General features: G+C 49.2%; 19 protein-coding genes and 1 pseudogene. 17 read left to right on the top strand and 3 right to left on the bottom strand.

Annotation, left to right across the window (positions count from 1 at the left end; genetic code table 11):
* Nucleotides 1-117 precede the first annotated feature (117 nt).
* The 10 genes and pseudogenes from CIL02_RS02565 to CIL02_RS02520 all read left to right on the top strand — a co-directional run bounded on the left by CIL02_RS02565 (nt 118) and on the right by CIL02_RS02520 (nt 8,111).
* The gene (locus CIL02_RS02565) at nt 118-951 is read left to right on the top strand and encodes a hypothetical protein (RefSeq protein ID WP_206073462.1); all 834 of its coding nucleotides are present in this window, start codon (nt 118-120) and stop codon (nt 949-951) included.
* 91 nt (nt 952-1,042) lie between these two features.
* Complete coding sequence (locus tag CIL02_RS02560) at nt 1,043-1,402, top strand: hypothetical protein (protein ID WP_141210090.1); 360 nt, start codon at nt 1,043-1,045, stop codon at nt 1,400-1,402.
* A gap of 161 nt (nt 1,403-1,563) precedes the next feature.
* On the top strand, nt 1,564-1,899 hold the full coding sequence (locus CIL02_RS02555) for a hypothetical protein (protein ID WP_094398914.1): 336 nt from the start codon (nt 1,564-1,566) through the stop codon (nt 1,897-1,899).
* On the top strand, nt 1,880-2,494 hold the full coding sequence (locus CIL02_RS02550) for a hypothetical protein (protein ID WP_141210089.1): 615 nt from the start codon (nt 1,880-1,882) through the stop codon (nt 2,492-2,494). Before CIL02_RS02555 ends, CIL02_RS02550 begins: the two co-directional genes overlap by 20 nt.
* A gap of 278 nt (nt 2,495-2,772) precedes the next feature.
* Nucleotides 2,773-2,922, top strand: a pseudogene (locus CIL02_RS02545) (NAD(P)-binding protein); the annotation flags it as partial.
* Nucleotides 2,923-3,251: 329 nt separating this feature from the next.
* Nucleotides 3,252-4,814, top strand: a complete 1,563-nt coding sequence (locus CIL02_RS02540; RefSeq protein WP_094398912.1) for a sensor histidine kinase KdpD — start codon at nt 3,252-3,254, stop codon at nt 4,812-4,814.
* 54 nt (nt 4,815-4,868) lie between these two features.
* Nucleotides 4,869-5,567 (top strand): response regulator transcription factor, encoded by a 699-nt coding sequence (locus tag CIL02_RS02535; RefSeq protein WP_094398911.1) that lies wholly within the window; start codon nt 4,869-4,871, stop codon nt 5,565-5,567.
* 163 nt (nt 5,568-5,730) lie between these two features.
* Complete coding sequence (gene nth, locus CIL02_RS02530) at nt 5,731-6,381, top strand: endonuclease III (RefSeq protein ID WP_094398910.1); 651 nt, start codon at nt 5,731-5,733, stop codon at nt 6,379-6,381.
* 42 nt (nt 6,382-6,423) lie between these two features.
* Nucleotides 6,424-7,134 carry a DUF2461 domain-containing protein gene (locus CIL02_RS02525; protein ID WP_094398909.1) on the top strand — a complete coding sequence of 237 codons (711 nt, stop codon included), beginning with the start codon at nt 6,424-6,426 and terminating at the stop codon, nt 7,132-7,134.
* A gap of 35 nt (nt 7,135-7,169) precedes the next feature.
* Entirely contained in the window at nt 7,170-8,111 is a 942-nt protein-coding gene (locus CIL02_RS02520; RefSeq protein WP_094398908.1) for an endonuclease/exonuclease/phosphatase family protein, read from the top strand.
* 48 nt (nt 8,112-8,159) lie between these two features.
* Here the strand turns inward: CIL02_RS02520 and CIL02_RS02515 are convergent, their stop codons facing one another.
* Nucleotides 8,160-8,891 carry a Type 1 glutamine amidotransferase-like domain-containing protein gene (locus CIL02_RS02515; RefSeq protein WP_141210088.1) on the bottom strand — a complete coding sequence of 244 codons (732 nt, stop codon included), beginning with the start codon at nt 8,889-8,891 and terminating at the stop codon, nt 8,160-8,162.
* Nucleotides 8,892-9,003: 112 nt separating this feature from the next.
* On the opposite strand from CIL02_RS02515, the gene CIL02_RS02510 reads away from it, so the two are divergent.
* From CIL02_RS02510 to CIL02_RS02500, 3 genes are read left to right on the top strand one after another with little or no spacing between them, the layout of a single operon-like run.
* Nucleotides 9,004-10,203 (top strand): acetyl-CoA carboxylase biotin carboxylase subunit family protein, encoded by a 1,200-nt coding sequence (locus tag CIL02_RS02510; RefSeq protein ID WP_094398906.1) that lies wholly within the window; start codon nt 9,004-9,006, stop codon nt 10,201-10,203.
* Nucleotides 10,204-10,261: 58 nt separating this feature from the next.
* Nucleotides 10,262-10,999, top strand: a complete 738-nt coding sequence (locus CIL02_RS02505) for an esterase family protein (protein WP_094398905.1) — start codon at nt 10,262-10,264, stop codon at nt 10,997-10,999.
* Nucleotides 11,000-11,028: 29 nt separating this feature from the next.
* Entirely contained in the window at nt 11,029-12,027 is a 999-nt protein-coding gene (locus tag CIL02_RS02500; protein WP_094398904.1) for a glycoside hydrolase family 43 protein, read from the top strand.
* A 124-nt stretch (nt 12,028-12,151) separates the two neighbouring features.
* On the opposite strand, the gene CIL02_RS02495 is transcribed toward CIL02_RS02500, so the two are convergent.
* Complete coding sequence (locus tag CIL02_RS02495; RefSeq protein ID WP_094398903.1) at nt 12,152-13,381, bottom strand: clostripain-related cysteine peptidase; 1,230 nt, start codon at nt 13,379-13,381, stop codon at nt 12,152-12,154.
* Entirely contained in the window at nt 13,381-16,074 is a 2,694-nt protein-coding gene (locus CIL02_RS02490; RefSeq protein WP_094398902.1) for a valine--tRNA ligase, read from the bottom strand. Before CIL02_RS02490 ends, CIL02_RS02495 begins: the two co-directional genes overlap by 1 nt.
* A 102-nt stretch (nt 16,075-16,176) precedes the next feature.
* Here CIL02_RS02490 and mazG point away from each other — a divergent pair, with 102 nt between their 5' ends.
* From mazG to CIL02_RS02470, 4 genes are all read left to right on the top strand, one after another.
* Nucleotides 16,177-17,028, top strand: a complete 852-nt coding sequence (gene mazG / locus CIL02_RS02485) for a nucleoside triphosphate pyrophosphohydrolase (RefSeq protein ID WP_094398901.1) — start codon at nt 16,177-16,179, stop codon at nt 17,026-17,028.
* Between the two features lie 73 nt (nt 17,029-17,101).
* Nucleotides 17,102-17,668 (top strand): hypothetical protein, encoded by a 567-nt coding sequence (locus CIL02_RS02480; RefSeq protein WP_094398900.1) that lies wholly within the window; start codon nt 17,102-17,104, stop codon nt 17,666-17,668.
* A gap of 64 nt (nt 17,669-17,732) precedes the next feature.
* On the top strand, nt 17,733-18,647 hold the full coding sequence (locus CIL02_RS02475) for a ribonuclease Z (RefSeq protein ID WP_094398899.1): 915 nt from the start codon (nt 17,733-17,735) through the stop codon (nt 18,645-18,647).
* A gap of 34 nt (nt 18,648-18,681) precedes the next feature.
* Complete coding sequence (locus tag CIL02_RS02470) at nt 18,682-21,507, top strand: family 43 glycosylhydrolase (protein ID WP_094398898.1); 2,826 nt, start codon at nt 18,682-18,684, stop codon at nt 21,505-21,507.
* Nucleotides 21,508-21,538: the final 31 nt, after the last annotated feature.

Here is a 21,538-nt window from a genome sequence, read left to right as displayed (position 1 = left end):
CAAAATCCTGAGCCGCTCGGCTATGCCGCTTGCCACAAGCAAGAACTTTTTGTTGCTCAGGTACTTAAAAATAAATTTATAAATAGTGTTGCGGAATTAAGGTTTAGGAGATAATATATGTGCGCATTAAGAATTATCATTCCACTATTGCTTACGTTTTTGTCTTTAAGTGAGATGCAGGCTCAGACAAAGACTCAGGCAGGACAGATAAAAGAGTTTTATGCCTGTTATATGAAAGCTGTCGAGACTTGCAACCAGAAAGAAGAAACGGAGTTGCTACAAGACTTCTTGACACCTGAGATGCAGGAAAAGAAAGGACGTCTGGTACTGGTAACAGACTCTGACCCGCTGCTACGTGCACAAGATGTGTCAGAATATGGCAGACAGAGCTTGGCGTGCAGACATTTGGAAGGCTCATGGTATGAAGTCTCGTACCGATGGGACGAGAGCGACACTGTTGGCATAAAGATACCTGTAAGGGTTAAAACCGACGCAGAAGGAAAAACGCGAATCTGCTACGTTACTCCCTACTGGGGAGGAAGCAGCTATGGCGACAGCCTGCTCGACATAGCTGAACAGTCTGTAGAAGACGGCAAGGATGCGGAAACCTTCGTGGTAACATTCTTCAAGACTTATGCCTACACTTACGTGAAAATGCCATCCACATTAGAGCAGGAGCTCGGACTGTTGCGTCAAACCTACTGTACTGCTGACATGCAGGGAAAATACAATGCTTTATCACAGCAGTATATGGATGATGGCAGTCCGGTGGATCCTTTGATAGGATGTGCTGACTTTGATGCTTTCTGGTACAGCTCGCTAAGGGTAAAACCTTTAGGGAAGAACTGGTTTGAGCTGAGTTACAATGCAGATGCCAATGGCTGGAACGTTCGTGTAAAAGTCATGGTGTCGGAACAGAACGGGAATTGCCGCATTTCAGATTTAAAGTAAATATGTTGTACTATTAATAAAAGATTGTTGCCTGCTTATAAAAGGTAGCAAGCTAATATGAAATAATTCTTATATTTAAAAATCAAAAGAAATGAAAACAATTAGAATGTACAGCGCGAGCTCACAAGGTAACAATGGCAGCGCAGCGAAGGGATCATCCAGCAACCCTTACACCCAAGAAGAATTTAACAGCATGTTAGATGCCGGTACGTGGAATGGCGGCTATGTAGAAGGAATGGGCTACGTATCCAAAGAGGTAGAAGTAAATGGTTCTTCCAGCAGATCTTCCGATTCGGACTCGGATTCTTGGAGCGACCCATGGGGTTCTATTAGTGACCCATGGGGGAACTCTGGAGATGATAGCTCTTCCCTACCATCTGAAGGTAGGGGGGTGGAAACAACAATGGTGGAAGTCAAGGTGGAGGTAACAGTTCAGGAAGTGGTAGTCTAGGAAGTAATACATCTGTAAGCACGAGTGGAAACACTCTTGTTATTGGTACACATATAGAGATATCTGAATATTCACGAAATCTTTTACGCAACCTCAAAGGAGATTACGGAAAGATTATCATTACATCTACTTTCCGTTCTCCAGAACAACAAGCAAAAGCAATGCTAAATAACATAAAAAAAACAGGTATTGATGCCCAACTCAACTTATATGCAAATCCTGGTGATGCAGTGATAAGAGCTTATAATCCTAACTATAGTGATGCAGATAATTTGTCAGCAATGATTGCAGAAATATATAATCAAGGACCAAGAAATGTATCTAAGCACTGCATGACTGCAGAAGAATATAAAACACTCAACATAATGGACATTTCTAGAAATCAAATAAAAAATCCAAGTGGCTTTGTTGCTGAGTTAAAAAACACGTTTCCTAATATTACCTATTTTGATGAAAGTTATAATGGATGCATACATATTGAGATACAGCAACCGTAAACTACTTGCGGTTGTTTTGGCATTAATGAACGTATTTCCTTTATACGCCCAAAAGAATGCTGCCGGCCAAGAAGCTACCGAAAGAGATACTCTGTTTTATTTATGGCATGACGCCACAATTGATGAATACCCCAATCTGATTCCTGAAGACAGTTATATGGAACTGTATATAGAGAATGGTATATTGAAAAAAGGATTCTTTTGGGGTACAACAGATGTTTTCGATAGTGGGCGAGAAGGCTATGAGTGCGGTTTTTTCGTTTTGCCAATGACGGAAATCCGACATGAAAAGGACTCAATACTGTTTAAGTTAATCCCCATCAGGACAGAAAAAGGCGAAACAGAGAACTGTTTTGTTAAGGCACCTGTAGAGCGGCACATCCGTTCATGGCAGGAAGCCATGTCCCGTTATCAAACATGGGATAACATCACTGGAGGTTTGTTCGAAAAGGACTTTCTGTTCAGTATATCCTTTGGTCAAAAACAAAAAAACACGACACCCTATCGTTTCCCAACGGTAGACTCGATATACGTACGCAATCTGAACAATGGTTCTTGGACGAAAAAACTAGTTTTGTTAAAAGAAAATCCGTAATTCCAAAAACAGCAATACACTGGTGCCTCTTAAAATTAACTAAAGTCAAAACACATCACCTTATGCATAACATTTTAGCCTTCTAACCCTGTATGGATTTTGAAATGACAACCTTTGCGTACGATTCTAAATCGGAGCAGATGTGAATATTGGAAAGTTAGTTTTTGCTCAGAAACAAGGCTGATGTGCAACCCGTTTTGACTGAAATATATTAAGAGGCACCAGTGTCTGCAATATTATTAGGTGTGCAAATAGTTCTAGTTTTAATCCAAATGGTTATGAATAAAAAGTATGATTATCTGATTGTTGGCTCTGGATTATTTGGAGCAACATTTACATACTGTGCCAAACAAGCTGGAAAACGCTGCTTAGTGATTGACAAACGTCCTCATGTTGGCGGCAACGTATATTCTGAGAGGATAAAAGGTACAGTTTGGCCTTGGCTGAAAGAAAAATGCAGTAACCATGGCTTGAGGTAAAGTGGTAATTAAAAGCCAAATCTACTAAATGTTAGTTTGATGAATATGCAATATATCCACGGCCTGACCAATGGTTGTACTCTTTTGGGTGCGTATATGGGATTTGTCAAACTCAAAAGATATTATAATATGAAATAATTGATGGTAATTGCTCGTTAATCGTATTATAATTTTATATATGTAATTAAAATAGCAATATCTGTTAACTATAATCAAATTATGAGATTTTGTTAACGGAAAAGTGTTAACGTATTAAGAAATCGGCTATCTTTGCCAACATGAAGAAGAAAACTATTTGGGCAATAGCCATAATAATGGGGCTTTCCTTTGTCATCCTGCTTGGGTTGCAGCTGACATACATACAGGAAATGGCCAATATGAAGAAGGAGCAGTTCGACGAGTCGGTGACCCGCGCACTGTATCAGGCTTCAAGGAACCTGGAGTTGAACCAGACCTTGAAGTATCTTGAGAAGGATGTGAACGAGACAGAGCGCAGGGCATTCCGGGTAGACTCCATGGGTACTCGCTCGGGTGAGCCTGACGGCACCATCCAGCAGTCGCACCAATACTCCGTGACGGGCAAGGACGGCACAGTGTATTCCTCGTTTGAGCTGAAGACCATCGCCACCAGGCCGTCACAGATGCCCAAGGCAATGATATTGCGCTCGGACAAGAACTCCATAACAGAGGCGAGCAAGTCGCTGCAGGAGATTGTCAAGAACCGGTATGTCTACCAGAAGGCACTCCTTGACGAGGTGGTATACAAGATACTGTATCAGGCATCCGAAAAACCACTTAAAGAGCGCATAAACTTCCGAATCCTCGACCAGGACCTGAAGGCGGAACTGATGAACAACGGTATCAACATTCCATACCATTTCACCGTTACCACCCATGACGGAAGAGAGGTATACAGATGTCCCGACTATACAGGCGACGGTGTGGAGTACACCTACTCGCAGGTGCTGTTCAGGAACGACCCTGCCAACAAGATGGGCATAGTGAAGATACACTTCCCCGACATGAGCAGCTACATCTATTCGAGCGTTCGCTTCATGATACCGTCGGTAGTGTTCACTCTGGTTTTGCTCGTTACGTTTATCTTTACTATTGTGGTGATATTCAGACAGAAAAGGTACTCGGAGATAAAGAATGACTTTATCAACAATATGACCCACGAGCTGAAGACTCCTATAGCCAGCATATCCCTTGCTGCCCAGATGCTCAACGACAAGTCTGTCACCAAGAGTCAGCAGATGCTGGGGCATCTCAGTGGGGTGATAAATGACGAGACCAAACGTCTGCGCTTCCTTGTGGAGAAGGTGCTGCAGATGTCGATGTTCGACAAGAAGAAGGCGGTGTTCAAGAAGAAGGAGCTTGACCTTAACGAGATGGTGGAGAACATTGCCAAGTCGTTCACGCTGAGGGTTGAGCATACTGGAGGAAAGATTTATACCGAGATTGAAGCCATTGACTCGGCCATCTTCGTTGATGAGATGCATTTCCAGAACGTTATCTTCAACCTGATGGACAATGCGGTGAAGTACCGCAAGCAGGACAAGCCCATAGACATCTATCTGAGGACATGGAACGACAACGACCACCTGTACCTGTCTGTAAGGGACACTGGTCTCGGCATCAAGAAGGAGAACCTGAAGAAGATATTTGATAAGTTCTATCGTGTGCATACTGGCAATGTCCATGATGCCAAAGGCTTCGGACTCGGACTTGCCTACGTACATAAGGTCGTTGACTTGCACGACGGCGAGATAAAGGTGGAGAGCGAGTATGGCAAAGGCACTACGTTCACCATAAAGCTGCCAGTAATAAAAGACGAATAATGGAGCTTGCTCCAGAGATTAATGAACTAAATATAAACTTAAAACAATACGACTATGGAAGAGAATCTTAAAATTTTGTTGTGCGAGGATGATGAGAACCTCGGCATGTTGCTTCGCGAGTATTTGCAGGCTAAGGGCTTTGAGGCTGTGCTTTGCCCCGATGGTGAGGTTGGCTACAGGGAGTTCCAGAAAGCCAAGTTCGACATTTGCGTGCTTGACGTTATGATGCCCAAGAAGGACGGCTTCGCCCTTGCCCAGGACATCAGACAGCAGAATGCGGAGATGCCTATCATCTTCCTTACTGCCAAGGTGCTTAAAGAGGACATCCTCGAAGGCTTCAAGATTGGTGCCGACGACTACATCACCAAGCCGTTCTCCATGGAGGAGCTGGTATTGCGCATCGAGGCAATCCTGCGCAGGGTAAAGGGCAAGAAGAGCCGCGAGAATACAGTATACCATATCGGCCGCTTCACCTTCGACACACAGAAGCAGCTGCTCACAATCGGCGAGAAGCAGACCAAGCTCACAACGAAGGAGAACGAGCTGCTGGCTCTGCTGTGTGCTCATTCCAATGAGATACTGCAGCGCGACTATGCCCTGAAGACCATCTGGATTGACGACAACTACTTCAATGCAAGGTCTATGGACGTGTATATCACCAAGCTGCGCAAGCATCTGAAGGATGATGACCAGATAGAGATTATCAACATCCACGGACGCGGCTACAAGCTTATTACTCCTGACGAGGATTAATTGTTCTCTGTTGTGGAGTGCCAGGTCGGGTTTCCCGCTTTTACAGCCACCGCCTGTTCTGATTATCATGAACGGCAAGGAAGCGACCTGGCACTCCTTTTTATTGCAATATGCGGAAGATGATGATCATGCTTCCAATTAGATTGCACCACATTTCCGAAGAATGACAAGAAAAGAAAGATATAGGATAGTCCTTGACTATTTCCGTAGCCAGATGCCTGTGGTGACAACAGAGCTTGAGTTTGGAAATGCTTTCCAGCTGTTGTGTGCCACCCTCCTGAGTGCGCAATGTACCGACAAGCGTGTAAACCAGGTCACGCCGGCTCTCTTTGCTGCATACCCCACGGCTAAGGAAATGGCCGCTGCCGAGCCAGAGGATGTCTTGGAGTTTGTCAGAAGCGTGAGCTATCCGAACGCCAAGTCACGGCATCTTGTAGAGATGGCGCGGATGATAGTCGCCGATTTTGGCGGTGAGGTGCCCGATGCTGTCAGCGACCTTGTGAAGTTGCCTGGCGTAGGACGCAAGACGGCAAACGTCATGCAGGCCGTGTGGTTTGGCAGGGCTGCCATGGCCGTTGACACGCATGTCTACAGGGTAAGCCACCGTATGGGACTGGTAGGCAAGGCTGACAATACACCGCTGAAAGTAGAGCAGAAGCTTATGTCCAATATCCCTGCCGACGATGTGCCACGTGCCCACCATTGGCTGCTGTTGCACGGACGGTACGTGTGCAAGAGCGTCAAGCCGAAATGTGGGGAATGTATATTCAACGGTATCTGTCCGAAGATATTGGACGACAGCAAACTATCATAGTGAAGATATTGGACGACAGCAAACTGTCATAGTAACGAGAGAATGGACACAAAAAAGATTATTGGCTTCCTGTCTGATATAGCCAAAAACAATAACCGTCCGTGGTTTGCCGACCACAAGGACGAATACTTAGCCTGCAGGGACTCTTTTGAACAAGGAGTCTGTGAGGCCATCAGCACTATTTCTGCTTTCGACCCCACGGTGTCTCATCTGGAGCCAAAAGACTGCTGCTACAGGTTTTACAGGGACACGCGCTTCTCACCCGACAAGTCTCCATATAAAAGGCATCTTGGCGCGTATATATCTGCCAAGGGCAAGAAAAGCCTGCATGCAGGCTACTATATACACCTTGAGCCAGGTGCCTCATTGCTTGCCGTTGGTGCATACTGGCTGCCAACAAACATACTGACATCATGCCGCAATGAGATAATGGGCAACATCGACGAGTGGCGAAGGTGTGTGGAGAACAAGGAGTTTGTAGAACTGTTCGGCAAACCGGGCGGGGGTGTCTGGACAGACGACCATGTAGACGGAAGGGGCTTTGGCCTGTCCATGCTGAAGACAGCGCCAAAGGATTTCCCACGTGACTATGAGTTCCTGCATTATCTGCGCATGAAAGACTATTGCGCATGGATAACGGTGCCCGACAGCTTCTTTGAGGGAACGGGATGGCTGCCGCGCATGGCCGAGGTATTCAAGACCGCCAAGCCGATGATGGACTTCGTCAATTCTGTTATTGACGACTACGAGTAACCGGTCTAAGAAACTATAACCATACTGTTGCCACCATGCTCTCACTACTGCTTTCCGTACTCTTAACGTTTGTGGAATACAACTGCGAAAACCTCTTCGACTGCCAGCACGACAGCCTGAAGGATGATTTGCAGTTTATGCCAGAGGGTACGCACAAGTGGACTCCCGGCAGGTATTGGAGAAAGCTCAACCATATATCGCAGGCTATACTCTCTTGTGGCGGTGACTCCGCAACGGCAACCATACCAGATTTGATTGCCTTGACCGAGGTGGAGAATGACAGCGTAATGAGAGATCTCACCAAACGCTCACTTCTGCGCAATGCGCATTATGAGTATGTGATGACGTCCTCTCCCGATGTTCGCGGCATAGACGTAGCGCTGGTCTACTCGCCATATTCCTTCAAGCTTCTCACTTCCCATTCCATAGGTGTGAGGATGCCCGAAGGCGTCCGGCCTACGCGCGATATCCTCTACGCAAGCGGACTTGTAATGTCGGGCGATACCTTACATATTTATATTGTACACTCACCAAGCCGTGCAGGCGGCGAGCATCTGACGAAGCCATATCGTATGCTTGTGGCCGAAAGGCTCTGTGCGTCCATAGACTCTCTTCGTGCCGTCTGCCCGGAGGCAAGGATAATCGTGGCAGGCGATTTCAATGACTATAGTAACGACAAGAGTCTGACCCGCATTGCTGGCAACGGTATGGTGGAGGTGTCGCGTGATGTCATTGGACGCAATGGAGCCAAGGGAACATATCGGTATCAGGGAGAGTGGGGGAGTCTCGACCATATATTCGTCAGTGGCAACATCGCAGAACGCATCATGGGGTGCTACATAAATGATGCTCCCTTCCTGCTTGAGGAAGAGAGTAAATATGGCGGAGTAAGGCCAAAACGCTGTTTCAGGGGACCAGTATACATGAATGGCTACAGTGACCATCTGCCACTTGTCGCAACATTCCTGTTTGAATGATACAAGGTGCTTGGGAGCATGTCGTGGGATGATGAAATCCAACCAGCCTTAAACGAAAGGTAGTCCCATGTGCTGGCCGTTGTTTGCGACTTTTCTCATCGTACCGTTCTCGATGATGAAAAACTCGCCATAAATAGTCTCGTTGCCGTTGTTACCGTATAAATATGTACCGTCAGGGAACACGTAGAAGCGGCGACAGTTTATCTTGCTGTCAGGAATTGCTATGTCGTCATAGACCTTTAACCCGTCAACCTTTTGGTCCTTGCACAGATAGTAGTGTGGCAATATCTGCACCTCTGTCAGTCCCAGACCAGGCAGAAATCTTTCATAGTCCTCGTCTACAGCCTCGCCCGGTTCCTCGGGCTGCGCATACACAATTCTCGCACAGTTCATGCTTCCGGCAGATATGCCCAGTACAACCCCGTTGAATTTCTTAATCAGCTTTGGCATGTTGATGTCATGCAGGAAGGCGTTCTGCGTAGGTACATGCCCTCCACCAAGGATAATGAAGTTGGCATCGCTTATCAGCTCTGCAGCCTCTGGTGCTGTCCGCCTGTCAAGCAGGGTGTAGCTCTCAAAAACAAAGTCTACATCCTCAAAAGCCTGCCTCATACATGTGGAACAATGCTCGCTGAACTGGATGTCGTCGGGATGTGTGGTTATGAAGATGCAACGTATAGGATGCAAGAGTTCGTTTCTCAGTTTGTCGAGGAAGCCGTTTGCGGGGTTAATGGCACCGTCCATAGCCACGCTTGGGCTGCTCGTTAGGAAGTATTTCATAGCAAGTTGTTTCTTGATTGTTACTTTTTTACCCAAATTCTTTGCAAAGTTACGTTTTTTTTATTAGTTTTGCAAGCAATCTGGTATTAAACTTAGGGACAAAAGAAATAACATGAAGAATTTTATTTTCATTTCGCCAAATTTTCCAGAGAAATATTGGCAGTTTTGTGACGAATTGCAAAAGAACGGGGTGAGAGTCCTTGGTATTGGTGATGCAGGAAAGGAAGAGCTGAGTGCAGAACTTCAGCGTTCGCTGACAGAGTATTATCATGTTGACAGCATTTCCAACTACGATGAGATGTACCGTGCCGTGGGCTATTACGCCTGGAAGTATGGGCACATTGACTGGATAGAGTCCAACAACGAGTTCTGGCTTGAGGTTGATGCAAGGCTTAGGACCGACTTTAATGTCACTACCGGTGTAAAGCTCGACGGCATAGAGGCATTCAAGGAGAAATCGGAGATGAAGAAGTATTATGCCAAGGGAGGTATTCGTACAGCCAGGCAGATAAAGACCTCTGAGGGGCTGGAGGCTGTGAAGCGGTTCTCCAATGATGCAGGGTATCCACTTTTCGCCAAGCCCGATGTTGGTGTTGGTGCGGGCGGTGCCCATAAGCTTGAGGACGAGGCTGCTCTTGAGGCTTTCTTCCGTGACACTCCCCAGGTTGAGAATTATGTGATAGAGGAATTTGTGACAGGTGACATCTGTACCTACGATGCGGTAATCAATTCCAAGGGTGAGCCTTTGGTAGAGTCTATGTGCGTTTGTCCGCCGAGTATAGCAGATATAGTAAACAACAACCTCGACTCCACCTATTTCGTAGAGAAGAAGATGTCGGAGAACCTTCGTTTCTGGGGTAGGCGGACTGTTGAGGCTTTCGGCGTGAAGTCGAGATTTGTACATCTTGAGTTCTTCCGTCTCAACAAGGCACATCGCGGTCTTGGAGAGGTTGGCGACTTCGTTGCCCTTGAGGTAAACATGCGTCCAGGCGGTGGTTATACACCTGACATGATAAACTATGCGCACAACATCTCCATGTTCAAGATATGGGCAGACATGGTGGCCTTCGACTACCGTACTACACCCGACCCGCATGACGACTACTATTGTGTCTTTGCAGGCCGCCGCGATAACGTAAGATATGTCCTCGACCATAACGCCATGTTGGAGAAGTACAAGGGTGCAATCATGATGAGCCCCCATATAGCAAAGGCTCTTTCGGGCGCAATGGGTGACCAGGCTTATATCGCTCGGTTCAGAACGGCCGAGGAGCGTGATGCTTTCCTCTTCGATGCTTGTAACAGAGCATAACGGACAACCCCGCTTATCACCCCACCTATTATATATATATATTGATAAATTATAGATTATGCATATAGAATATCACAAATGGTGGAGTCAGAACCTCTGCCGGGAGATGGAATATAAAGTGTTTGGTCACGATGGCCAGGCGTTTCTGGCCTTCCCTTGTCAGGATGGCCGCTACTTTGATTGGGAGAACTATGGAATGATAAATGTCCTTGCACCGTTCATAGACAGCGGAAGGGCAAGGATAATATGCGTTGACGGCATCGACTGGGAGACATGGTCCAACAAGGGTGGTGACAAGCGGTGGCGCATAGAGCAGCAAGAAAGATGGTTCAGGTATGTCACGGACGAGCTGTTGCCAAACGTCCGGCACAACGACCAGCAGATGTTTATAACCACCGGTTGCTCCATGGGTGGCTTCCATGCTGCCAACTTCTTCTTCCGCCGTCCCGACCTGTTCAACGGCATGCTTGCCATGAGCGGTCTCTACCATGCCTCTTATGGTTTCGACGGCTACATGGACGGGCTCGTATATGAGAACTCTCCGCAGGACTTCCTGCAGCAGATGCCTTCCGACCATCCTTGGATGCAGGCCTACAGACAAAGCAAGATAGTCTTCTGTGTGGGACAGGGCCGTTGGGAAGACGACCTGCTGTGGAGTACGCGCGAGATGGACCGCATACTGAAGGAGAAGGGAGTCAACAACGCATGGTTCGACTATTGGGGACATGACGTTGACCACGACTGGCCATTCTGGCGCCGTCAGGTTCCTTATTTCTTTGATAAAATCCTGCAATAGTCAGTAAATATTATAACAGACTTTTTTCAATGGGCAGAATGAAGATTATTTTTATTATTGCATTTGCAATAATTTCCACATGTACGTTGGCACAGCGAAATCCAGTTGTGCCAAGGGACAATGTCCCCATAGACTCTATAAGGCTCAGTGATCCCTTTGTACTGGCGGACAGTGCTACCATGACATATTATATGACTGGTACGGGAGGGATGATGTGGAAGAGCAAAGACCTGAAGTTGTGGAGTGGCCCATACCGTGTTGCCGAGACAGATCCTTCGTCGTGGATGGGGCCACGTCCCATGATTTGGGCTGCGGAACTGCATCAGTATCAAGGAAAATACTATTATTTTGCCACGTTCACCAATCAGGAGGTGTTTATCGATACCGTTGCAGGAAGGCCCATAGAGCGTAGGGCGAGCCACATTCTTGTGAGCGACAAGGCCGCAGGACCATTTCGCCCTGTGGGCAAGGAAAATTATCTGCCAGAAGACAAGCCGACTCTTGACGGCACTTTCTGGATAGATTCAGATGGTAAACCATATATGGTATATTGCTGGGAGTGGCTTCAGAACCTCAATGGCACGATTGACAAGATTGAGCTTAAACCAGATCTTAGTGGAAGTGTCGGGGAGGGCAAAACACTGTTTAGGGCAAGCGACTCTCCTTGGAGCAAGGAAAGGGATGCTAATGGAAACATAAAGCCACACATGGTTACAGATGGTCCTTTCCTTTTCCATACCTCTACAGGCAGACTTGGAATGTTGTGGACAAGTTGGGTATTTGATATCTACACTCAAGGTGTCGCATACTCCGAGAACGGCACCCTTGATGGTCCATGGATTCAGGAAAAGGAGCCGATAACTCCTCCGAATTATGGTCACGGAATGATTTTCAAGACATTCGACGGCAGAACACTCCTGTCTTGCCACAGTCACAGGATTGACTCTAAAGGACGTACCATCAGAATTCCTAAGTTTTTCGAAGTAAGTCTTGAAGGTAATAAGCTGACAGTTTTTGATAATCATTGAAACCACTGGTCTGCAATCATCCCCCACTGGCTTAAGAGAAAAAATCACTGAATTACGAGAGGTAATTCAATGAATGATACACATAGCTCATCTCCGCCAAGCAACTATTGCGGAGATGAGTTTTTTAATGTGTGTCCTTATACCATCTTGTTTTCTCCCTTCCCTTTATAGCCACTCTGTTTACGCTTGGGTCAGAGATAGTAAGGCCGGAGAAAGTGTTTACGTCAATGTATTTAGGTGACTGATATACATACAGGTAAGAATACAGCTGAGACGTAGACTTGCAGCTCTTTATGGCAGCAGTAATCTGCTTTCTCACCTTTGCCTTAAGTATGTCATTGTCACCGCACAGACGGTCGGTGTAGTCAGCCATGTCGTAGAACAGCGGCTCGTTGAAACCGTCCAGTATCTGTATGCTGTCTCGCAGAGAGTCTGCCATGGTACACGTAGCGTTTACCTCTCTCATAACAGCAGCCAGTTCTTCCAGCTTACGGCAGTCGATGGCCGATAGTGAGCCGTAGGGGTATCTGAAATTGCTATAGAAGGAGTTGAATGCCGACACCATGCCGCTATAGCTTGGTGTTGGTGTAGCCATGCTGCTCCACATCGACGTATACGGCATTCCCACAGACATTATCTCGCTTGTTGACGCCACGACAAAGTTGGTGACATCCTTCAGTTCGTAGGCTGTTTCCACGTTTGCCATGTAGCAGTTGTCAAACAGTATATACTGCATTTTCATCCCCGCATCGGCAATAGCCTGAGCCAGAGTGGTGACATTAATGGCGAGTGACATGTCGTCTACGCTGCCGAAGAAGCGTGTGGTAGGATAGTTGGCCTTAGGTGTGCCGCTGTGCGCGGTTTTCATTACCTTGGCATTATAAGGGTAGTTCTCCCAGTCTTCCTTGAATGTCCATCCCGAGCCGTGGCTGCCAATGACAAGGGCGTAGTTGAGCGAAGCTGCATGATGCCTGACATCGTTGAGAATGGTTGTGATGCCCTGCGCCGTCGCACCCTCCGTGGTAGGGTATTCCTTAATCGTATTCCTGCTGCATATGCCTTTGTCGTAGGTTACCTCAAACAGTTCGGCCCGGCTGCTGCTGTGTGCCAGATATATAATGAGCCTCGTGTCTCCGAGTCCCTTCTTGGCCTTGATGCCAGCCTCCATGCTGTCGATGTTTGCCAGCAGGTAACTGTATAGTCCGCTTGTTGACTGCGAGCCGCTCCAAGGCATATATACAATAATGGTCTGCTTGGCATAGTCGCTTACATCCTGCCCGTAGTCATCGGAGCAGGATGCAAGTGAGAATGTAATTGCCATTATGACGGCAAATGCTTTTGCTAAATACTTCATTATTTGTTCTTCAGTTCAGCTATGGTTTCTTTCAGAGCGGCTATCTTCTCCTCGGAGTCGCTCTTTTTCTTTCTTTCGAGCGCGACGACCGCCTCCGGGGCATTGGCAACGAATTTCTCGTTGGCCAGTTTCTTGTTGATGCCGGCAAGGAAGCCTTCAAGATGCTTCAGCTGTGCCTCTGCCTTCTCTATCTCTGCAGCCACGTCAATCTTGTCTCCAAGAGGAACGGCATACTCTGTAGTGCCAACCATGAAAGATGATGCCGTACTGTTCTTCTCGCTGACCACGTCTATAGCATCGAGGTTAGCCATCTTGGTAAGCACGCTGTTGAATGCCTCAAGGCTGTTGCTGCCTACAATCTGCAGGGTAAGTGCCTCACGTGGAGAAATGTTCTTCTGGTTGCGTATTGTGCGCACACCTCCTATTATCTGCTTCAGAACTTCTATGTCGGCAACCAGCTTGCTCTCCTCGGCCGTAGGAGCGTCCATCTTGAGCTTATCCCTCATGATAGACTCGCCCTCCTTGCGGTCGTAGATGTTCTGCCACAGCTCTTCCGTGATGAAAGGCATGAACGGATGGAGCATCTTAAGCAGCGTCTCGAAGAAACCCAGGGTGGCATCGTAGGTCTGTTTGTCGAGCGGTTTCTGGTATTCCGGCTTTACCATTTCGAGGTACCAGCTTGAGAACTCATCCCAGAACAGACGGTACACAGCCATCAGTGCCTCTGAAATACGGTATTTCCTGAACAGGTCGTCAATCTCGGCATTGGTCTCCTTGAGCTTGGCCTCGAACCAGCTTACGGCTATCCTGTTAGCCTCGGGCTGCTCAGCTTCTACGGTCTGCCATCCCTTTACCAGTCGGAATGCATTCCATATCTTGTTGTTGAAGTTGCGTCCCTGCTCGCAGAGGCTCTCGTCGAAGAGAATGTCGTTGCCTGCGGGTGCAGAGAGCATCATACCCATGCGCACGCCGTCGGCACCAAACTTCTCGATCAGCTCTATGGGGTCGGGAGAGTTGCCGAGGCTCTTTGACATCTTACGTCCGAGCTTGTCGCGTACGATACCGGTGAAATACACATTCTTGAACGGGAATTTGCCCATGTATTCCTCTCCGGCCATAATCATTCGTGCCACCCAGAAGAAAATGATGTCCGGGGCTGTCACGAGGTCGCTCGTGGGATAATAGTAGTTTATCTCCTCGTTGCCGGGATTGTTGATGCCGTCGAAGAGGGATATAGGCCATAGCCATGACGAGAACCATGTGTCGAGAGCGTCGTCGTCCTGGCGCAGGTCCTCGGCCTTCAGGGCTGGATTGCCGCTCTGCTTGCGTGCCAGCTCGAGAGCCTCCTCTGCTGTCTCAGCCACAACGTATTTCTCCTCTCCATAGTAGTATGCCGGTATGCGGTGTCCCCACCACAGCTGTCGGGAGATACACCAGTCCTGGATGTTCTCTAACCAGTTCTTGTATGTAGTCTTGTACTTTGCGGGATAGAAGTTCATCTCGCCGTTCATCACCGGTGGCAATGCTATGTCGGCAAAGTGCTGCATTCTGAGGAACCACTGCAGCGAGAGTCGTGGCTCTATGACGGTATCAGGATTGCGCTCCGAGTAGCCCACCTTATTATTATAGTCCTCTACGCGCTCCATGAGTCCTGCCTCCTGGAGGTCCTTGGCAATCTGCTTGCGGCAGTCGAAGCGGTCCATGCCCACGTAAAGTGGTGACTGCTCGGATATTGTTCCGTTGGCGTTGAAGATGTCGATGGTCTCCAGATTGTGAGTCTTGCCCAGCATGTAGTCGTTAGGGTCGTGGGCGGGTGTCACCTTCAGGCATCCCGTACCGAACTCAATGTCTACGTAGCGGTCCTCGATGACGGGGATGACGCGTCCTACGAGAGGCACTATCACCTTCTTGCCCTTGAGCCATTGGTTCTTCGGGTCCTTGGGGTTTATGCACATGGCGGTATCGCCCATGATGGTTTCCGGGCGTGTTGTTGCCACAACGGCATAGTAGCCCTTCTCGTCCTTGTGGATGATGTTTCCCTCGCCGGCGTTCTCTACGTCAGAGCAGTCGCACTCGGGGGCGACATAGTATTTCAGGTTGTAGAGCTTCGACTGCTCGTCCATGTATACAACCTCCTCGTTGCTGAGTGCCGTCTGAGCCTTCGGGTCCCAGTTGACCATGCGGAGACTGCGGTATATAAGTCCTTTGTTGTACAGGTCTACGAATACCTTGATAACGCTCTTAGAGCGTGTCTCGTCCATGGTAAATGCCGTGCGGTCCCAGTCGCATGATGCTCCGAGGCGTCGCAGCTGCTTGAGTATGATGCCCCCGTGCTCGTGCGTCCAGTCCCATGCGTGCTTGAGGAATTCGTCGCGTGTCAGGTCGTGCTTTTTGATGCCCTGCTCTGCGAGACGCCTCACTACCTTTGCCTCGGTGGCAATAGAAGCATGGTCGGTGCCGGGCACCCAGCAAGCGTTCTTGCCCTCCATGCGTGCCCTGCGCACAAGGATGTCCTGTATGGTGTTGTTGAGCATGTGTCCCATGTGGAGCACACCGGTCACGTTAGGTGGAGGAATAACTATGGTGTATGGTTCTCTACCATCGGGTTTGCTGCTGAATAGCTTGTTGTCAAGCCAGTACTGATACCATTTCGACTCCACGGCTTGTGGGTCATACTTGCTTTGTAGTTCCATGTGTTTATCTTCGCTTTTACAATATTTCTATTAAAAACGCTGCAAAATTACGAAATTTCCGATGAAAAATAGTATCTTTGCACAAATATTACATAATTTATCATGCATACACGCGAGGAAAAGTTGATGGCGTTCGGACGGATGCTCGATGTCATTGACACATTAAGGACCGAATGTCCATGGGACCGCAAGCAGACCAATGAGTCGCTCAGGCCCAACACCATAGAGGAAGTTTATGAGCTTGCTGATGCCCTTGAGAAGGATGACTTCCATAACATCTGCAAGGAGCTTGGCGACGTGTTGCTCCATGTCTGCTTCTATGCGAGGATTGGAAGCGAGCAGAGCCAGTTCGATATTGCCGATGTCTGCAATAGCCTTACCGACAAGCTTATCTTCCGTCATCCTCATGTCTATCATCCATCACAGGTAGGTGTTGCTGATCCTAAGCCCTTGCCTTATGGCCAGGACGAGGCACAAGCAGACGGCTCAGAGGTGACAACGGCCCAGCAGGTGATACAGAACTGGGAGCAGATAAAGCTCAAGGAGAAAGACGGCAACAAGTCTACGCTCGCCGGCGTGCCCTCAGCGTTGCCCTCTCTGATAAAGGCCTACCGCATACAGGACAAGGCACGCAACGTCGGCTTCGACTGGGAGGACAAGGGTGATGTCTGGGCAAAGGTTCGTGAGGAACTTGATGAATTGGAGAGTGAGTTGCGGCGCGAGGATAAGGACAAGTCTACCGCCGAGCTTGGCGACTTCCTGTTTAGCGTCATCAACGCTGCCCGGCTCTATAAGCTCAATCCCGACAACGCGCTTGAGCATACCAACCAGAAGTTCATCCGCCGCTTCAACTACATCGAGGCAAAGGCAAATGAGGAAGGCCGCAGAGTAAAGGACCTGACCCTTGCCGAGATGGACAAACTGTGGAACGAGGCAAAGACGCAAGAAGTTTAGCATATAGTGAAGAGGAGATAAGAGGAGATAAGAGAACCCCTTTGCCCTTCGACCTTCACCCTTACCAAGAAATATGAAACAGCTTAAGTATATATTTTTGTTTATCATAGCCCCGTTCGTCATAGCGGGATGTGGCGGCAAGTCCAGTCAGAAGGCGGACGATGTCAGCCAAGATACAATAGCCGTAGTAGAGACTGTTCCCGACAGCACCATCTATGGCGTAGTAGGTGACGGCACAGCCATGCACACTCTCCAGCTCATAACCGATGTTGGCGATACCCTGTCGTTCATGCTTACCGATGCCGACGACAATTCTACGATTGTCCTTGGCGGTATGCTTGCCGGTGACCGCGTGGCTGTCATGGCTTACGAGGAAGACAACGGGCAAGTGGCTAAGAGCGTCATCAACATCACCTCGCTGCTAGGCAAGTGGAGCAGCATCGACAAGAGCTTCGAGATCAGGGAAGGTGGAGTGGTGGAGTCGGCCATCAAGGCAGAGGCCAATCCGTGGACTTCATGGAAGCTCTGCAACGGACGCATCATCCTCAACACCGATACCTTCCTGATAGATGTCCTTGGTCCCGACTCACTCTACCTTGAGAACGACAACGGCATCTTCGCATACAAGAGGGTTAGGTAAGGTTTCTGAATAACCCCTTTAACCCCTTTAACCCCATAACCCTTTACCCGCCCCCTAACCTTCCATGGAACCTTTCAAAGTACATATCCTCGGTTGTGGCAGCGCAATGCCCACCGCCAAGCATTATCCCTCATCGCAAGTGGTGGAGCTGAGGGACAAGGTGTTCATGATAGACTGCGGCGAGGGTGCCCAGATGCAGTTGCGCGCCTCACGCATCCGCTTCACCAAGGTAAGCGCGCTGTTCATATCCCATCTGCATGGCGACCATTGCTTCGGCATCATGGGGCTTATCTCCACGTTCGGAATGCTTGGCCGCACGGCTCCCTTCCATGTCTATGCCCCTGCCGACTTTGAGCCAGTGCTCAATTCCCTGATGCAGATGTTTTGTGCGGGATTGGGCTATGACGTAGTCTTTCATCCCGTTGACACCACCCAAAAGGCTATTGTCTACGAGGACCGTAGCCTCACCGTGGAGACCATCCCATTGAACCATCGTGTGCCCTGTTGCGGTTATCTCTTCCGTGAGAAGCAGGGCAACAGTCACATCCGTCGTGACATGATCGATTTCTACGGCATCCCTCTCTCTCAGCTTAACAATATCCGTGCTGGAGCCACATGGGTGACCGCTGATGGCGAGGAGATAGCCAACGACCGTCTCACCTTGCCTGCCGACCCTGCCCGCAGCTATGCCTATTGCAGCGACACCTGCTATATGCCTCAGCTGCACACCATGCTCTCTGGTGTCGACTTGCTATATCATGAGAGCACCTACGATGCCTCGTCAGTAGAGCGTGCGCGTATATATTATCACAGCACGGCAGCACAGGCGGCGCAGGTGGCAAGGGACGCACAGGTGAAAAGGCTCGTCCTTGGACATTTCAGCGCACGCTATGACGACGAGAGCCTGTTGCTCGATGAGGCAAAGACAATCTTCCCTGACACCATTCTGGCCCATGAAGGCCTTATAATAAACGTTTAAGCAGACAAGGTAACTCACTATACCATATTTTATTATGAAAGCTCTTACACTCGCTACACTACTGACCATTACTGCTGCCTCTGCCACAGCTCAGAACCCAACGAGAGAGGAATACCGCCATTCACCTGTCACAGGCACGGAATGGAATGCTGCCGCAAACCTCAACCCCATTATTCCCGGCTATTTCGCTGACCCCACGATAAGGAAGTTCGGCGCCACATATTATATATATGCCACAACCGACGGCACGGGCAACGGCTACGGACCTGCCCAGGTGTGGGTGAGCAAGGATTTTGTCAATTGGAGGAACTACGTCATGAACTGGCCTACAACAGAGGTGGTGTGGGCACCCGACGTAGTGAGGCAGCCAAACGGCAAATACCGCTATTACTATTGCGAGCCGTGCAATATCAATATCGGAGAGAGCGACTCGCCAGTAGGACCGTGGCAGAACATACTTGGCAAGGACGATGCCGTGATGGTACCCGACAGATACATACATAATGTCATCACCCTCGACCCTATGCTTTTCGAGGATGACGACAAGAGCCAGTACCTTTATTTTACCACCTGGGGTATTTTCGACGGCTTCGGCTGTGGAGTGGCGAAGCTCAAGGATGGAGAGTTTGATGTCAACGCCTTGCCTGCCAGCATAAAAAGGGATGCCCGCCGGTGGCACGAGGACAGGCCGTTCCCGATAGCGGCAGACTCCTTCTTCTGTGAGAAACGCCTTATTCCCAATACCGAGCTGAAGGATGTCTTCGAGGCACCGTTCGTATTCAAGCGCAACGGCATATACTATCTCACCTATTCCTCCGGCAGCTGCCATACCGACACCTACCGCGTGCAGTATGCCACTTCTACCGAAGGTCCTATGGGGCCCTTCACCTATCGTGGAGAGATACTAACCACCAACGAGAACGAGACTGTCAATGGCCCCGGCCATCATTCCATACTTAATATAGGTGACAACTACTATATCGTTTATCACCGCCATAACAATCCCAAGTCCGTTCATGGCTTCAACCGTCAGGTGTGTGTCGACCGCCTTTCTTTCGACGCCGCTGGCAATATACTCCCAGTCGTGCCTACGCACAACGGAATTGGTGTGGACTTCCTCAAGCCTTCTCGACAAAAAAATCTTGCTTTTGGCGCAAAGGTTACGGCATCGTCCTATTACGATGAGTGGTTTAAGCCGGAATATGCCGTTGATGACAACAACGCCACGTTGTGGAAAGCCCGACATACAAACTGGGACACACCGTCGGGAAAGCGCGGTGACGAGTGGCTGCAGATAGACTTGGGGAAGGTGCGGAAGATAAGCGAGATATGGACGCAGTTTGAATATCCCACCTTCTTCTATCAGTATCTCATCGAGACATCCGAAGACGGAAAGACATGGAGCCTGTTTGCCGACCGTACAGGCAACGTCATGCAAGGCTCGCCGATGGTCGACAGCCACAGCTGCAAGGCAAGGTACGTCAGGCTGACCATCACCGACACCCAGAAGAACGGGCACATGCCTGCCGTATGGAACATCAAGGTGTGGAACAAGGCTCCGCAGTTGCCGGAAATAAATGTTGGCACCAACGATGCCTATCCCGGCATGCACCGTAAGGACGTACAGCCCGATGAGAGGCTCGCCTCGCCCATCTCCATTAATGCGGACGAGATAGCCGGTAATGCCGACAAGCCGTTTGACATCAGCGCGATACCTGGCTTCAAGGCCAACAAGCCCATACGCATGAGGGTGAAGGATGGACGCTGGGCGATGTTCTTCAATGGCACCCAGCATCTTGAGAGTGACAAGCCGCTGCCTGCCGCCTTCAGGTATAATTCTCCCTATACCATATCAGCATGGGTGATGTCAACAAAGACCGGGCCTGTGTCGACAGTAGCCTCCCTCTCGTCCTCAAGGGCAGATCTGGGCACCACCGCCTTCCGTCTTGGCACCGACCCTGCGGCGGGACTTGTCAACCATAATGGCTCCTTCGAGAGCTGCGGAGCACCTGATGCCATACGTGAGGGCGTGGGCAGATGGCAGTTCTGGACTGTTACCTTCGACGGATGGATGGAGCGTGTCTATTGCGACGGCAAGCTTGTCATCGCAAAAAACAATTTCATAATGGTCCGCCCGGAAGGAAAAGTTACAATAGGATCTGACGGTGCCGGGACAAACAATTTCTCCGGCTATATCCACTCGCTCACCATATCGCCAACATCTGTTTCGGAAGAGGATATATTAAGAATGTATGAGTCGACAAAGGCAGCATCAATGCCCTCGCTGGGTGATGATGACTTCGAGGAAATAGACCCTGACAGCAAGTTCGTGCTTTCGCCAGACATGAGGATTGGTTTCGAGAAGACAGAGCCTTTCGTGCTCTCGGCACAGACGGAGGCTTTCAACGACAGTCCTCTCGAAAATGGAGGCGAGGCATACATGGATGTAGAGGGCGACTTCGTAGCCATGGTTACCGTCGACGACATGGAGGGACTGTCCGGCCACAGCGTCAAGGGCTTCAACGAGTGTGGACTGCTCTTAAAGGCCGGTGGTACATACTATCAGCTTGGAGCCTTCCCGCTCTACAACTGCGGCAACATGCTCACTATGCTCAGCAGTGCTGGCCGTCCGCAATACCCCAACTACAAAGGCTACTCCTTCGACCGCTATATGCACTTCGAGCGTCGTGGCAACCAGCTCTACGCACGCACAAGCCCTGACGGAAAGACGTGGGAGAACATGCCTGGCTCGCCCATAACCCTCTCTGAGACCATCATTTCCGTGGGAGCATACCAGACCACCTACTCCACAAATAAGTCCTGGGCAAAATTGCGCGACTTCACCATCTACACAAAATGAACAATGGCCCTTCAGAGGGGGAAATCCTAAC

This window comes from Prevotella sp. P3-122, from assembly GCF_002251365.1.
Taxonomy (GTDB): domain Bacteria; phylum Bacteroidota; class Bacteroidia; order Bacteroidales; family Bacteroidaceae; genus Prevotella.
The sequence above is the reverse complement of the archived record's forward strand: the minus strand, read 5'-3'. Positions and strand labels throughout refer to the sequence as shown.

Bases quoted from the DNA above. Each gene is read 5' to 3' on its own strand.
- CIL02_RS02565 (WP_206073462.1), top strand. From the start codon at position 118: ATGTGCGCATTAAGAATTATCATTCCACTATTGCTTACGTTTTTGTCT.
- CIL02_RS02560 (WP_141210090.1), top strand. From the start codon at position 1,043: ATGAAAACAATTAGAATGTACAGCGCGAGCTCACAAGGTAACAATGGC.
- CIL02_RS02555 (WP_094398914.1), top strand. From the start codon at position 1,564: ATGCTAAATAACATAAAAAAAACAGGTATTGATGCCCAACTCAACTTA.
- CIL02_RS02540 (WP_094398912.1), top strand. From the start codon at position 3,252: ATGAAGAAGAAAACTATTTGGGCAATAGCCATAATAATGGGGCTTTCC.
- CIL02_RS02535 (WP_094398911.1), top strand. From the start codon at position 4,869: ATGGAAGAGAATCTTAAAATTTTGTTGTGCGAGGATGATGAGAACCTC.
- nth (WP_094398910.1), top strand. From the start codon at position 5,731: ATGACAAGAAAAGAAAGATATAGGATAGTCCTTGACTATTTCCGTAGC.
- CIL02_RS02525 (WP_094398909.1), top strand. From the start codon at position 6,424: ATGGACACAAAAAAGATTATTGGCTTCCTGTCTGATATAGCCAAAAAC.
- CIL02_RS02520 (WP_094398908.1), top strand. From the start codon at position 7,170: ATGCTCTCACTACTGCTTTCCGTACTCTTAACGTTTGTGGAATACAAC.
- CIL02_RS02515 (WP_141210088.1), bottom strand. From the start codon at position 8,891: ATGAAATACTTCCTAACGAGCAGCCCAAGCGTGGCTATGGACGGTGCC.
- CIL02_RS02510 (WP_094398906.1), top strand. From the start codon at position 9,004: ATGAAGAATTTTATTTTCATTTCGCCAAATTTTCCAGAGAAATATTGG.
- CIL02_RS02505 (WP_094398905.1), top strand. From the start codon at position 10,262: ATGCATATAGAATATCACAAATGGTGGAGTCAGAACCTCTGCCGGGAG.
- CIL02_RS02500 (WP_094398904.1), top strand. From the start codon at position 11,029: ATGGGCAGAATGAAGATTATTTTTATTATTGCATTTGCAATAATTTCC.
- CIL02_RS02495 (WP_094398903.1), bottom strand. From the start codon at position 13,381: ATGAAGTATTTAGCAAAAGCATTTGCCGTCATAATGGCAATTACATTC.
- CIL02_RS02490 (WP_094398902.1), bottom strand. From the start codon at position 16,074: ATGGAACTACAAAGCAAGTATGACCCACAAGCCGTGGAGTCGAAATGG.
- mazG (WP_094398901.1), top strand. From the start codon at position 16,177: ATGCATACACGCGAGGAAAAGTTGATGGCGTTCGGACGGATGCTCGAT.
- CIL02_RS02480 (WP_094398900.1), top strand. From the start codon at position 17,102: ATGAAACAGCTTAAGTATATATTTTTGTTTATCATAGCCCCGTTCGTC.
- CIL02_RS02475 (WP_094398899.1), top strand. From the start codon at position 17,733: ATGGAACCTTTCAAAGTACATATCCTCGGTTGTGGCAGCGCAATGCCC.
- CIL02_RS02470 (WP_094398898.1), top strand. From the start codon at position 18,682: ATGAAAGCTCTTACACTCGCTACACTACTGACCATTACTGCTGCCTCT.